13 protein-coding genes are annotated in these 13,067 nt (G+C 59.6%); all 13 read right to left on the bottom strand.

Annotated elements, in window-relative coordinates:
* Nucleotides 1–110 precede the first annotated feature (110 nt).
* Entirely contained in the window at nucleotides 111–5,507 is a 5,397-nt protein-coding gene (locus tag JET17_RS06850) for a phage tail tip fiber protein (RefSeq protein WP_420094547.1), read from the bottom strand.
* A gap of 95 nt (nucleotides 5,508–5,602) precedes the next feature.
* Complete coding sequence (locus JET17_RS06845) at nucleotides 5,603–6,001, bottom strand: DUF6950 family protein (protein WP_012313264.1); 399 nt, start codon at nucleotides 5,999–6,001, stop codon at nucleotides 5,603–5,605.
* Between the two features lie 5 nt (nucleotides 6,002–6,006).
* Complete coding sequence (locus JET17_RS06840; protein WP_012313263.1) at nucleotides 6,007–6,603, bottom strand: hypothetical protein; 597 nt, start codon at nucleotides 6,601–6,603, stop codon at nucleotides 6,007–6,009.
* Entirely contained in the window at nucleotides 6,603–7,187 is a 585-nt protein-coding gene (locus JET17_RS06835) for a hypothetical protein (RefSeq protein ID WP_012313262.1), read from the bottom strand. Before JET17_RS06835 ends, JET17_RS06840 begins: the two co-directional genes overlap by 1 nt.
* Nucleotides 7,188–7,196: 9 nt before the next feature.
* Complete coding sequence (locus JET17_RS06830; protein ID WP_012313261.1) at nucleotides 7,197–9,758, bottom strand: phage tail tape measure protein; 2,562 nt, start codon at nucleotides 9,756–9,758, stop codon at nucleotides 7,197–7,199.
* 53 nt (nucleotides 9,759–9,811) lie between these two features.
* Nucleotides 9,812–10,150 carry a superinfection immunity protein gene (locus JET17_RS06825; protein WP_012313260.1) on the bottom strand — a complete coding sequence of 113 codons (339 nt, stop codon included), beginning with the start codon at nucleotides 10,148–10,150 and terminating at the stop codon, nucleotides 9,812–9,814.
* 74 nt (nucleotides 10,151–10,224) lie between these two features.
* On the bottom strand, nucleotides 10,225–10,482 hold the full coding sequence (locus JET17_RS27560; RefSeq protein WP_012313259.1) for a phage tail assembly protein T: 258 nt from the start codon (nucleotides 10,480–10,482) through the stop codon (nucleotides 10,225–10,227).
* 29 nt (nucleotides 10,483–10,511) lie between these two features.
* Nucleotides 10,512–10,850: a phage tail assembly chaperone family protein, TAC gene (locus JET17_RS06820; RefSeq protein ID WP_012313258.1), complete on the bottom strand. Its 339-nt coding sequence runs from the start codon at nucleotides 10,848–10,850 to the stop codon at nucleotides 10,512–10,514.
* On the bottom strand, nucleotides 10,847–11,344 hold the full coding sequence (locus tag JET17_RS06815; RefSeq protein ID WP_012313257.1) for a phage tail tube protein: 498 nt from the start codon (nucleotides 11,342–11,344) through the stop codon (nucleotides 10,847–10,849). Before JET17_RS06815 ends, JET17_RS06820 begins: the two co-directional genes overlap by 4 nt.
* 62 nt (nucleotides 11,345–11,406) lie before the next feature.
* A complete protein-coding gene (locus JET17_RS06810; protein WP_012313256.1) occupies nucleotides 11,407–11,775 on the bottom strand; it encodes a DUF3168 domain-containing protein in 369 nt (122 codons plus the stop codon).
* Complete coding sequence (locus tag JET17_RS06805) at nucleotides 11,772–12,257, bottom strand: HK97-gp10 family putative phage morphogenesis protein (RefSeq protein WP_012313255.1); 486 nt, start codon at nucleotides 12,255–12,257, stop codon at nucleotides 11,772–11,774. The genes JET17_RS06810 and JET17_RS06805 overlap by 4 nt, the downstream gene beginning before the upstream one ends.
* Nucleotides 12,250–12,591: a phage head closure protein gene (locus tag JET17_RS06800; RefSeq protein ID WP_012313254.1), complete on the bottom strand. Its 342-nt coding sequence runs from the start codon at nucleotides 12,589–12,591 to the stop codon at nucleotides 12,250–12,252. The genes JET17_RS06805 and JET17_RS06800 overlap by 8 nt, the downstream gene beginning before the upstream one ends.
* Nucleotides 12,591–13,067, bottom strand: coding sequence for a head-tail connector protein (locus JET17_RS06795; protein ID WP_012313253.1), 477 nt, complete (start codon nucleotides 13,065–13,067; stop codon nucleotides 12,591–12,593). The genes JET17_RS06800 and JET17_RS06795 overlap by 1 nt, the downstream gene beginning before the upstream one ends.

Here is a 13,067-nt window from a genome sequence, read left to right as displayed (position 1 = left end):
AGCATTGGTAACTACATCCCCTTGGTGCTGACTTATGGACATGCTCATATCTACAAGCAATCTACCGTCAGCACCGAATACCTGAAGGCCTGCATTAGATGCCATTTATTTCACCACACCCCCATCCGAACTCGGCGGACACCGTCAACTACAACGTCGATGCCATCATTATTGATCTTGGTATAGGTAAGTTGCCGACTCCAGTTACGCATGATGATTTCTCCCGAATTGAAGTTCAGCGTCATAAGAGGCTCACCAAATTGCGAATAGGTAGATGAAGCGATGGTTGTACCGACGATGGCATTCTGCACGGACAGCTTTGAAATTAGAGCATCGTTAATAAATACCTGTCCGTTCTGGATCGCGAATGGACTAATAAACCCGTTCCCTGCAGGATTAAGGACTGCGAACCGATCCGCCATTACCGCGAACGTCGATTGCAGCACTCCCCCGCTGTTCTCAACGCCCAGACCGAAGCCAGTAGCAACGTACTGTCCACCAGCGGTGACCTGGAGCTTCACCGAGTAGGACGCGTTGATCTTCCCGTTGAGCGTGGATTGGGCATTGGCTACCTGCTGGATCGACGCCGAGTTGTTACCAACCGAGGTCTGCAGGCCGGTGAGCTGTTGCGCCTGGGCGCTAAGATCATCGCCTTGCTGAGTCACGGTCGAGGTCAACGACTCCACTGCACGACTGGAGGCCGATGGCGCAACCCTGCCGACGGCAACCCAGTCCACATCGAAAGCGCCGCCACTTGTAGCTCCCATGTCCAAGCGAAGCCGAGTGATAGTGCTGTCCACCCAGTCCGTTCCGCCTGCTGCCAGGTTGGCCATGTCCCACTCGACCACTGCCGATTCTCCTACTGCCAAGTTCGGGTTAGCCGCGATTGCTCGATAGCTACCCGAGAACCCGTGACCAGCGGTCTGGTAGAACAACTGGCCATCCCAGTCCGTAACGGCACCGGCCCGACGGGTGATGCGCGCCCGCACGCGGCTGTAGAGACTGCCTGTGATAGACAACGTCGCCGCCGTACCGCTGTGCAGCTGCGGATCCGAACCGGTCGAAGTGATTTTGACGAACCCAGCCCCCTGCGCCAGCGTTGCGCCCGAAGCCACCCAGCCTTCGGTAGTGCTATCAAATTGCCACAAACAGTTGGGTGCTGGATCGAGACCGGAGGCCCCCAGCGCATCTTGGATTGCGCCAACGTTGTTGTTGAGCTCGGTGATGCTGCTGGACTGACTGGTGTTGACCCCCTCCGCTGCCGAAACACGGTTGGTCAGCGCGTCCACCGCCGAGGCCGAGGCCTTGGTGGCGAGTCCATTAGTCGTGCTATTGACCGAGTTCTCCAGCGATGTGGTCCGGTTAGAGACGCTAGTGATGCTGTTGCCCTGCTGGGTCACTGTAGAGCCAAGGCTATCTACCGCTGTCGAAACCGCCGAAGTAGTCGCCGCATTGACCTGACCGTTATCGCGCCAACCTGTAGCACGTGTGCCGTACTCGAATTGGGGTCTGGCCATTTCGACATGGCCTGATGTGACGGCACCAGTAGCACTATAAATCCTGAGATAAACGTAGCAACTAACGGCACCGGCCGGTGCAACGCCGCTGTATTGAACGCGTTCACCTCCGGGTGTGACGGTGAGCATCAACGAGTTCGGTGCGCTTATCGAAGAACCCGCAGCGTTGATCCATTGGAGGAAGAACCTAAACCCCAAACCGGCAGTACCGCGAAGATAAACAGACGCCGTCAAGGTCTGGCCTTCCGCTACTTTGGGTCTTCGATCTGGCGTTCCACCAGTGGGGCGCACGGATTTGTAGGGGCCGGCATTCCCCACGCCTGCAACCTCAACTCGGATTGCTTTCTCCCCGGAGTTGAGCCAAGAAGTGACTCTGGAATCCACACTCACGGCCGAACCTTCCATGGCCCAGCCATCGGCGATATCTGATCCGGAGCCGTTAGCATTGAAAGTGGGGTTGTAGAACAGGTTCTCACCACCAACATCGCCAATTGTGTTGTTCAATTCGGTGATGCTGCCCGAAACGCTAGTGAGGCCTTGCTCCGTGAGGCCTACCCGGCCGGTCAGTGCTGTGGTGGCAGTGGCGTTGGCCGCAATAGCGGATGCATTGACCTGCCCATTGTCGCGCCAGCCCGTCACAACAGGACTATGTTCGTATTGTGCTTTATCCAGGTCAACAAAACCGGCCGTGATGCTAGACCCCGGAGCAGATCTGATCCGGTAGAGAATGTCTACTCGCACCGAACCCGCAGGTGCGGCTAGTCCGGTGAGTACGATGCGGTTGTACGACTCGACGGGAGAGGTGCTGACGTTGACGGGGCCGTGAGTACCTATCGTCACCCCGGCCGCATCCTTGTACTGCATGTAGATCTGCACCATCAACCCCGAGCTTCCACGGATATAGATAGATGCAGTGCCTACGACCCCCTCATAGACGGGGGGGCGGAAGTCAGCAGGAGCCGACTCGGGCACGAAATCAACGTAGTGAGTGCCGGTACCGGCTATCAGCCCCGATACTTCCAGTCTTTGCCGTTTGCCGCCAGCTCCCAAGGCCGATGGCAGAAGCGACGGCACTACAGCGACGGCGGTTTGCGTGCGCCAGTACCACCCATCAGCGACGTTAGCGCTAGCAGCCGATGCTTTATCAAACGACGGGTTGTAAAGCAGGTTCTCACCGCCCGCCTGGCTGAGCGACGTGCTGATGCTGGTGATGGCCTGACCGGCCGCCGTAATGTCCTGACCTTGCTGGGTCACGGTGTTGGTCAGCGCCTGCACCGTCGAGGCATCAGCCTTGGTAGCGACCTGGCTCAGTGCGCTGGCGGCAGCAGCTGCTGCGTCCGTCGCTACCTTGTCGGTCACGGCCACCCAAGCGCTGCCGCTCCAGCGTTTGGGCGTGTTGGCATTGCCGGTCGTGTCGATCCAGAGATTCTGCGCCAGGCGGTCCGCGACTGCCGGCGCGGTCGACTGGTACAGCACCTTGCCCTTGGCGCCAGCAGCATCGGCAGCGGCTTGGGCGGCCTGCTGAGCTGCGGTCACGTTCTGGTTGGTGGTGTTGAGGCTGTTCTGTACGCCGGTGAGGGCCTGGCCTTGGCTGGAAAGGCCCTGCTCGTTCTGCGTGACACGGTTCGACAGGCTGCTTACCGTCGAGGCGTCAGCCTTCCCGTCGATGCTGGTCCGTAAGCCATCGATCTGCTGGGCCTGGGCATCAACCTCGCCGTTCAACTCTGTGATGCTGGTCTCCACGGTACCGACGCGCGCGGCGAGACCGTTTGCCGTCTGCACCGCCTGGCCAATGTCGGTCCAGTAGGTCGCGTTGGGCGGCGGATTGCCGGCCGGGACGTTAACCTTGGCCTGGTACAGCTTGCCGTCTTCGCCCAACGTACCTTGGCCAGCTGTGTAGGCCTGGTCGGGCTTGTACGGCATCGAGTCGGCCAGATCGGCGATGCTGTCGATCTGCTGCTGCAACTCGGACTGCACTTGCCCCAGCGAGTTGTTGACGTCGACGATCTGCTGGTTCAGGTCGCTGCGAACCTCACCCAGGCGCTCGTTGACGGAGCCCGGGCCCTCTTTGTCGATCAGGTCGATGCGGTCGGTGAGCTCCTGACCCAACTCGCTCTCGGTGATCCTACCCGCAATGACTTCCAGCATCTGGGTTGGATCACTGGATGTTGCAGCAGGCACGAACAGGAAATCACTCTTCCCGTACGCATTTGCCGACCGCACGTAGTAGAAGTACTCCTTGGCGAATGCCAGTCCAGTGTGGGTGAAGGTCAACCCTTGGCCCAAGTACACGGCGTCCGCGATCGGTGCCGAAGGGTTGGTGGTATAGAAGTATTCATAGGTACCGCCATTAAGGCTGCTCTGCCGGTTGGCTGGCACCAGCGTGATGGTGTCCACCGACGCATAGAAGGCGCAGCTTTCGGGCACCGGAGGACCACCCACGTTGACATTGATGGTCGCCTCGCCCGAACGTGTGCCAGGGCCGAAGGCAATGACGCTCATGGTGTAGACACCCGACGTCAGGCCATTGATGTTGCAGCTGGCGGCCTCACCGCCGACCTTAAGGGACTGCACGACCTCAGTGCCCTTGCGGATCGTCACCGTGTAGCTCAGCACCGTCTGCAGCGGTGGCGTCCAGCTGAGTACGCCCTGAATGACCTCGGCCACGCCGCTCGGCGCCCAGGCCAATCCGGTGACAGCGGCCAGGCCGCCGACCGGCAGGTTGATAAACCCCAGCGGGTCGTAGGGCTGGCCCACAGCATCATCAAAGATGGCTTGCTCGTACGGTTTGAGGGTCACCTTGCATGCATCGGCCGCCCCCATGGTCCATTCGGTGACCATGAACTCGCCAAGAATGTTCAGCGATGGCAGATCGACTTTGACTGCGCGCCCCGGACGGCAGTTGTAACCATTGAAGTTCAGCGGCACGGAGAGGGAGCCACCCGAGCGACGGCGGCGGAGGCTGATGTTTGCAAGCCGCTGCGCCAGGTAAGCATCTGTCACATAGGCAAACGACTGCGACTCAGCGAGCTCACCACCGTCTTTGGTGATCCAGTCCTGTATCGCGACCTCCGGGTAGTCGGTCTCTGCCCAGGCTTGGGCCGGGTCAACAAAAGTCCCGCGCATGGTGTTAATGGCATCGCTGTTGCTGACCTCGGTCGTACCCTCGACGGTACCGATCACCATGTCTTCGTTCACGGTGAAGTCGGCCGGCCCGTAGTAGGCGCCAACTTGGAGTGACCACCGGCCACCTACCCTGATCAGCGTCCCGGCACATGCCGACAGCAGGTTGTCCAGAACGGTATTTCGCTTCTCATCGGCGCCAATGACCGCGCCAGCGAAGTAGCGAGGCGAAATTTTACCATCCGGGCCAAACACGGGCTCATCACAGACGTTGGCAGAGCTGGCGAAAGAATCGAATATGATTTCGTCGTCAGGAATCGCACAACGGTTGCGCAGATACCATAGGATCAGCAGCGCGGTGTTGGCCGAATAGCCCACTGCCCCGTTGCGTGGGTCATACACGTCGCTGCGCCCGCGCACTACGAAGCGCACATCAGGAATGCCGGACGGGAACTTCTCTGCGTCATATTTGAACGACAGACGCACAAACGAAAGCCCGCGGCCGATCTGCTCCTGGCGCCAGTCTGGGCACTTGCTCAGCAAGAAAGCATTTACCTGGCCCGGATTGATGATGACTTCGGAGGTGGCATTCTCGCCCAGATCGGACAGCGGCCGCTCGTCCACGTAGATTTCGTCGACGCCTGCGATGGCGCCTTCGGAGAGGACGTAGACGATATGCAACCACTCCCCACCGGTCTGGTCACCTGGTTCTTCCTGAACCCAAGCAAGCACACCGCCCGTGCTGGCCCGGCCAAGAATGAAGCGCACCGGTGCCTTGGACGAGCGTACGGTCTGGGAGCTGGGCTCAGAGCTGCTGGCACCTGAGACCTTGGCTGCGCCGGTGAGGCCCGCGAAAATGCCCTGCACACCACCGAACACATCCTTGAATGCGCCAACCGGGTCGTAAAGCGCCTTGATGGGCGCGGTGACGAGCTTGACGACTGACTTGATCGAGCTTCCCACTATTCAACTCTCCAGGCCACCAAAGGCTCACAATCAACAGCTGCTGCGCCGGACTCAGTGGCCGCCCAATACCGACCACTCCAAAGAACCGCCACGCATTTCCCCGACTCGTTCTCGAAACTGACGATGTCGCCCCGCTGGGCGAACCGCGCGTCGACTCTCTCGAAGTAGGTGTCGAGCACTGCCTCGACTGATCCGTGCGTCGAAGCCATCACGCGCTTGGCTCCGATCTCTGTCTTGTACCGCCCCCGGTATTCCTGAGCCGGATCGACACCGCAAATTGCGGCCGCGCAGTCCGCGACAAACAGGCAGCAGTCAAATTCGCCCCACAAAAAAGGCCGCTCGATGGCGGCCTGAATGGTGTCGTGTAGCCTCGTGGGCCAGTCTCGATAGCGCATGACAGCTACTCGTAGGTGAAGGACGGTGCGTCTTTCTTGGCGCCCCAGAAAATCGGCCATTCGGCCATCTGCGCGACGGCGTAGAAAAAGCGGTCACCATCATGGCGTGCACGGTGGTTTTCATCGGTCCAGCGCTCTGTGCCAATCCGGTTCCACTCGGCCATTCGGTCAATGATGGTGACCGTGATCGAGCTGTCGCCCGTTGAGCCGCCATAGGACAGCTTGGCGGCGTCCATTCGGCCACTGAAGAGAATGTCGGCGGCATAATGTCCGGCCTCGTCGTAGACAACGAACATCAAGCGGGCCGACCGGCCTCGGCAGCCCGCAACCGATGTCTGGGAGAGGATGTAGCTGTCCAGGCCATTCAGCATCAGGTCGATGGAGAGGGAAGAACCTGATTCAACACTTTCGCTGGCGGCGCCCACCTCTCCGAACGTGCCCACGCCGTCATAGGCATAGCCGTTGATAACCAGCTGGCCGGTACCTGTGTGCGCCCTGACCATGCCGTCCGCGAAGTCCAGCTCGCAGGCGAACACCGGCGTGAAGTTGCCGGCAGCAATGATGCTCAGCACTGACTGGGAAAATGGGAATACAGCAGCCATTAGAAGGCCTCCCGGCATTCGAAGGAAAGTTCTGCCACAACAGGCCGGACTGAAAGCGTGTAGCTGTCCTCGGACAGGCGCATTATCGAGTAAGGGTTTCGGTACTCCACCGCTGTGCCAACCACCAGAGCAGAACGCAGTCGTCTGTTCAGGGGCAACACTGCCGTACCACCGGAGCTGGACACCACATCCTCGACCACCTCATGCATCACGCCACCAACGGTGATGTAGTCGCCCTGGCTGAAGACCTGGAGACCGCCCTGCAATCCACTCAGGGTGATGGTGGAGGCCATCGCAGCCCCGGTCTGTATAACCGGGGCACCGATATTGTCGGTCCGCTTGCGCGTGAAAGCAGGCAGCTTGAACGTACCGAAGCGCCCCTGCAGGCGCCCCATGAATGCAGTCATAACCCGGTCACGTTCACGGGTCAGTGGTGGCAGCGACAGTGAGCACTTCCAGTACGACCCCGGGTAACCCACGATCTGCTGGCTGTTGTTCAGCGAGGAACTGAAATCACGGTTGTTGTAGACCATGCCCCAGCTCATCTCAGCAGGGCACACCTGAGTTGGCCATTCGATTGCCATCGTTCCACCTTAAAGTTTCTTGCGGATGCTCTGCATGATCTGGCCGTTTCGGCCCACGTCCTGCAGGATCGCGGACATCGTTTGGCGCATGCCTTGTTGAATCATGGCAACCGTCTGAGGGCTCACATCGCCGTTGACATGGTAGACCTGGTGCACCGCCACAGGCTGGCCGGCGCCTTCCGGCTGACCTCCTCTGCTGGCCTTGTTCACCTCGTCGAGAGTTTTGTCCAGCTTTGCGCTGGTCGATGCCGTGGTGACCCGCTCGCCCTTTTGAAGCAACCAAGTACCTTCGCGAGGAACGCTGTCGATACCGTCGTGTGCCATGCCCACCAGAGCGGAACTTGCTACACCGGCCACCAGGGGTGCGGTCGCCATCGCTGCTGCAATTGCTGCACCCGGTGCCAATGCAGGTCCAACGATGGGTATCGCGGCGGTACTGGCAAAGGCTGCAAGTTGCGCCTGAAAGGACGTTGCCTGGGCGTTGGCGATCATTGTCGGCGCTGCGCTGGCCTGGGTCGTCTTGCCCACCATAAGTTGTACGGCTTGATAGACCAGCCACTGCGCGGCCATGTCCGCCAGCGCATCAACCATCGATCTGGCGAAACCACCAACCATATCCATCAGCGCATCACCGGCATCCTTCGAGCCCGTGGTCACATCAGAGAGGAACGAACTGAGCTCGCTCCTGGCGCTACCGAGGACAGACGTGGTGGCATCCGCCGCCATGGCTGAATAGTCGGTCGCGGCGTCCGCAAAGTTCTCCCAGGCGCTGGTGACGCCATCCATCCAGTTGCTCTGCGCCTCATCGAGCTGGCTGTAATAGTGGTTTTGCAGGTCCAGGCGCTCGGCGAGGGCATCGCTCAGCACCTGGGTTTCCTGGTCGTACAAGCCCTGGCTGATGTCGCCGCTGTTTCGCTGCAAGACCAACTCGCGCTGCTGGCGGTTGAAGTCCTCCTCGATCGCCAGTCGCTCCTTCAGCCGATCCTTGTACTTGTCGCCCCGGCCGGCGCCAGCAAGCTCTTGATCGAAGCCGTTCCTCGCTGTCAGGAAGTCTTCATCCACGTTGGAGCGGAAGGACGCCAGTTTCTTGGCATCCTCCTCGGCGTTCTTGACCTTCTTCAAGGCGTCCAGCTCAGCCGCCAGTCCTTCCAGGCGTTTACGCTGCTTGTCGTTGATGCCATCCAGCTTTCCGCTGGATATCTCGAAGGCAAGCTTCTCAACCTCGGTCGCGTCCTTGCGCTTGTCCGTCGAGGTGTTTATCAGCTCAATCTGCCGCTGGTAATTCTCTTCAGTTGCCTTGAACGCTTGGTTCAGCTTTTTCGTGGCGGCCTCAGCCGCCTTCTCTGCTGCTTTCTGCGCATCGGTTTGGCCGATAATCCCGGCGCTACCGCTTGCTGGCGGCTGTAGTTTTGGCAAATCGGCAGCGGCCTTCCTCGCCTCTTTGACGTACTGGCGGATTACGTCGCCGGACCAAGGCTTGTTGAAGGCTTCCGCAACCTCCGACATAACGCTACCAGCGGTCCTCGAGTTGATAATTGCATCGTTTGTCAGCTGCTCAGCGTTCTTCTTGAAGTCCTTGGACATGTCGCCGAAAGTGATGGCGCCAAGTAAGGTGTTCGCGGTTGCCCCAATGCTCTGCAAGTACGCCATCGTTGTGGAAAACCCGCTGACGATGGTCGCTGCGGCGATCTTGAATGCCCGCGCAATACCGTCGGCAAGACTCGCAGTGGTCGCAGTAACCTCGATGAAGTCATCCGCGAACTCATGAATTATTTTTCGAAGACCACCAGCCTCTTTGGAGGTGTCGGCCAGGTCCTTTGCCAGCTGCGCCAAGACAGGCATGAACTCGGCAGCCAGCGCGGTCTTCGCTGAGCTGGCGTACTGGCCTATAACGGTCAGTTCGGTGCTGAATTGCTGAGCAGCACCAATGGTCTGCTCATCCATGATCATGCCGGCAGCCTGCGCGGCATTACCCAGCTCCTTGAATTTCTTGCCGCCATCGGCCAGGAGCGGCAAAAGGGCCGTGGCCTCGTCGGCAATCGCCTCCATGAAAAAGGTCATTTGCGCCTGGCTGACGTTTGCTTTTTGAAGGCTGGTAACGTAGAGCTGCAGCGCATCCGCGCTGTTCAGCTTGCGGAACTGGTCCGCAGTCACGCCAACCTTAGGCGCTACCGTTTCGAAAAAGTTTTTCAGCTCTCCGCCGCCAGTAGCCAGGAAGTCGCCAACTTTGTCGTTTGTGTCCTTGAAAATATCAGACAGTTTTTCCTGGTTTAATCCGACCGAGGCTGCGGCAGCCGCAAAGCGCTGGAACTCAGTTGTTCCCACCCCAGCGAGCGCGGATAGGTTGGAAATCTCTTTCGCCGCTGACGCGGAACTCGTTACAAGCCCAGCGACAACGGCGGGAATGGCGGCGAAAGTAGCACCTACAGCAGTACCTAGACGCTCGGCCTGCTTCTTGATCTCGGCCATTTGTTTCTGCGTTTCGCGACCTGCTTTGTCCAGCGGACCAGTGAAACCGCCGATTTTCGCGATTAAGTCGAGTGTCAGTGTGCCAAGTGAACGGCTCGCCATACTTTCCTCCAGGCGAAAAAAAACCCGCCGAAGCGGGTTTGTTACGTGAAGGTCTAGCGGTTCAGAATCTTGGCTTTTTGAGCCTCAAACTCTTCTTCCGTTATGTGCCCTCGCTCTTTCAGAGCAGCCAATTTTTCGAGCTCATGGTATGGCTCTACTCCCACTCTTCCTGCAGGAGCGACGCCTCCGGCCGGCTTACTGATTGCCGATGCGGACCATATTAGAGCTCCCAGCCACCCAAGCCCGGTCCATCCAAGGAAGAGGTTCAGCAGCATAATCGAGACGCGATTCTGATGATGACGAATTGCGGCCACAATGGTTGGGATGAAATACAAAGCCACCACAAGCGCGAGCGTGACGAATGCTTTGGTTGACTCGGGCTCAACAACCATGGTTAGACACTCCCTGTTAATCGAGGGAAATCTACCATTACATTCCCATTCTCCCAAATCAAAGGCGAAACGGGTTATGTCCAAGAGGCAACCGCATCCATAAGCGATATCCCCGACTGCTGTGGGTGGTGTGGCATGAAGTCGTACAGATCAGCCTTCCCACCCCAACTGCGATTTACCTGAACGGCGATCAGCGCTGCGGACAACTCCTGTCGCCTGGCTATGTTGAGCGACCCATGCTTGTCTCGATAGTCGACCCAAGACAGCACCTCTGCGTACGAAAGCGTGGCCTTAGCCTCAGCGATAGAGGTGCCACCGATACCGTTCAGCACCAGCTCATGCCAAAGCTCATCAGCCGGGGTCAGCTCTTTGGGGGCGGGTTGTTCACAGCCTTGACGGCGTTGTACAGCGCCAGCCCCAGGCCTGGGTCAAGATTCACAGCGTCTTCGAATGGCAGCTCATCGGTGCCATCCTCCCCCAGCATCACGCTGGCAGAGAGATATCGGGCGGTCTTAAATCGCTCGGTCTCACCGCCGGCGAACATCGCCTCCATCACCCCGAAGGCGTGACGACGGATGTGCACCGTGAATTTGTCAGTGACGGTTTTGCCGTTCTTGTCGACATGCTTCCAGGCGACTTCCTTCGGCACCAGCGCGTCAGCAATGACGCCGCCTTTTTTCTTCAGCTGTTCCAGATTCATGGGTTTTCCTTGATGATCCAGTTCAGTTTGCCCGAACGCTGGATGGTGGCTGCTGTGCTCACCGATGCGTTACTCGCGAAGTCGAACGGGAAGTCCGCGACATACCCCGCGAACAAGCACCAGGTACGCGTTTTCGGCAGTTCGAAGTCATCGCCCGAGCTACTGACGGTGGGCGCAATGCCTTTTCCGTCAGACCAGCCGAGGGCCCAGAGGATGTCGGAATCGTCATCGTCCTGAGACAGCTGAAACATGCGCACATGACTGGCGTTGCGTGGATCCGCCAGGATTGTTGCAGTAGCTTGACCCGGGGTGCGAAGGCCCTTTTTGTACTTGCGATCAGTGTCAGCCAGGCAGGTGTCATCGATCTGATCCGCAGGCGCACCGCCGGGGTTGAATGCCGTAAGGCACTCCACCTCCATCACGGTCATTGGTCCGGTGCCGGCAGCAGGCGGCAGTAGCGCGTAGAGCTGGGCGCCCTGAGCATTCATCGACATGGGTTGTCTCCAGTCAGCAATAAAAAAGCCCGCACATGGCGGGCATCATGGATCTCGACACTTCAGCGTTGCATCCACCAGTCCACGTCGAAGCTGGCCCGGTAGTTCTTGGTAGCGGAGTCGCGGGTTTCGCCCCCCCAGCGGGTGACGTAGGCACGCAATTCAATTGCATCGCGAATCGCATCGCGCACCTGACGCACCGATTTACTGGTGGTCCCGTACACGTCGACCTGCAGGGTGAAGCCATCGGCATCTGGCCGGCCGGCCAGGTAGTTCTCTGGACTGCCGTTCACCAGCTGCCACACCGCATAGGGCTTGGCCACGCCTTCGGGCGCCTCGCCGAATGGGTACATGCGCAGGTCAACGCCACTTCCGAGCAGCGCCGTGACGCCGGGGTCTGCTGCGCAAACCAGTTCAATGGGTGGTGTCATGAGGATGCAGCCTTCTTCGCAGCGCGCCGGATAGCGCGGTCTATCGCCTTCTCGTACTCGGTGACGAAGGTGTTGGTGACTTCGCTGATGCTATTGGCCAGGGCCGGTCGCATGAACGGAGCTGCGGCCATTTTCTCGGTACCGAACTCGAACAGGCGCCAGTGAGGCGTCGGAGCGTTCTGGCTGAGATCGCCGCCATCCTTGAGTACGGCACCGTGCAGAACGCCGATGCGAAAGCCCAGGTCGCCTGTCTGCTTGAAAAGCTTGCCGTTCCAGCGCAGGGCGATGTTGTCTGCGATTGAGCGGCCAGTGGCCTTGTCATCGATGCGCTCGGCGCCTTCCTTGGCCTTCTGCACCACGACCTGGGCAGCCTTTCGAAGTGCGGCCCGGCCACCCTTGCGCCGAACGTCATAGCTGACCGACTCCAGCTTCCCCAGCAGGGTCTCCAAGCCGGTGATGCTGAACTCGACGCCATCAGCCATCTTTCACCCCCTTCTCGACCAAGATCGTCAGGTAGTAGAGGCCGGATTTGGCGTCGGCCAGCGGCGGGCCGACGATGCTGTACACCTCGCCCCGGTAACGGATGCGCATTGTGGGTAGGACGCCAGGCCGGTACCGGATAACCATCCGACTTGTGGCCTGCGCCTGGCCGGCCTGAGCTGAGATGAAGTCTCTGGTCGACAGGTCTTCGACCCTGGCTGGGCACCTCTCCCAGCGAGTGACCCATTCTGGCTCCCCGAACTCCAGGGTCACCGGGTCACGCACCGCTTTCAGCTCCTGAATGTCGATGCGGTGCCGGAGCTTGCCGGCCTGCATCACACACCCATCCGTATGCGATACGGCATCAGCAGGTGCTGCGACGCCACCGGAAGCTCGGTAGCAATGGTCCCGGTCACGACATCCTCGCGGTTGGCAAACAAATGGCCCAGCTTCAGCAGGCAAGCCGCCTGGATGGAAGGGTTGAGCACCATGCCGTAGGCGATGGCGTCGGCCTGGTCATACGCATCGGCCAAAGCCTGGCGCGCATGATCGAGCAATCGGCAGCGCAGCGTGTGGTCCTGCTCTGCCTCAGCCGCGGCCACCGCCGCAACATTCGCCTCCCTGGCTTGCTGCAGAGCTGCAGACACGCCAGCACGGGCTTCGTCGAGCGTCACTTGGTCCAAGTAGACGCGGCGGTTGAGGAACTGCATGGCCGCTTCCTCCGCCGCATCGAGCTGCGCCTGGACCAATACCTGGTCTTCAGGTTCGGCCAGCAGGTGGTGCATGGCCAGGTCGATGGCGATCACAGACAT

Source organism: Pseudomonas putida (genome assembly GCF_016406145.1).
Classification (GTDB): domain Bacteria; phylum Pseudomonadota; class Gammaproteobacteria; order Pseudomonadales; family Pseudomonadaceae; genus Aquipseudomonas; species Aquipseudomonas putida_E.
The sequence above is the reverse complement of the archived record's forward strand: the minus strand, read 5'-3'. Positions and strand labels throughout refer to the sequence as shown.

Bases quoted from the DNA above. Each gene is read 5' to 3' on its own strand.
- JET17_RS06800 (WP_012313254.1), bottom strand. From the start codon at position 12,591: ATGCAGGCCGGCAAGCTCCGGCACCGCATCGACATTCAGGAGCTGAAA.
- JET17_RS06840 (WP_012313263.1), bottom strand. From the start codon at position 6,603: ATGGCTGCTGTATTCCCATTTTCCCAGTCAGTGCTGAGCATCATTGCT.
- JET17_RS06810 (WP_012313256.1), bottom strand. From the start codon at position 11,775: ATGACACCACCCATTGAACTGGTTTGCGCAGCAGACCCCGGCGTCACG.
- JET17_RS06805 (WP_012313255.1), bottom strand. From the start codon at position 12,257: ATGGCTGATGGCGTCGAGTTCAGCATCACCGGCTTGGAGACCCTGCTG.
- JET17_RS06845 (WP_012313264.1), bottom strand. From the start codon at position 6,001: ATGCGCTATCGAGACTGGCCCACGAGGCTACACGACACCATTCAGGCC.
- JET17_RS06835 (WP_012313262.1), bottom strand. From the start codon at position 7,187: ATGGCAATCGAATGGCCAACTCAGGTGTGCCCTGCTGAGATGAGCTGG.
- JET17_RS06820 (WP_012313258.1), bottom strand. From the start codon at position 10,850: ATGAATCTGGAACAGCTGAAGAAAAAAGGCGGCGTCATTGCTGACGCG.
- JET17_RS06815 (WP_012313257.1), bottom strand. From the start codon at position 11,344: ATGTCGATGAATGCTCAGGGCGCCCAGCTCTACGCGCTACTGCCGCCT.
- JET17_RS06825 (WP_012313260.1), bottom strand. From the start codon at position 10,150: ATGGTTGTTGAGCCCGAGTCAACCAAAGCATTCGTCACGCTCGCGCTT.
- JET17_RS06795 (WP_012313253.1), bottom strand. From the start codon at position 13,067: ATGTCTGTGATCGCCATCGACCTGGCCATGCACCACCTGCTGGCCGAA.
- JET17_RS06830 (WP_012313261.1), bottom strand. From the start codon at position 9,758: ATGGCGAGCCGTTCACTTGGCACACTGACACTCGACTTAATCGCGAAA.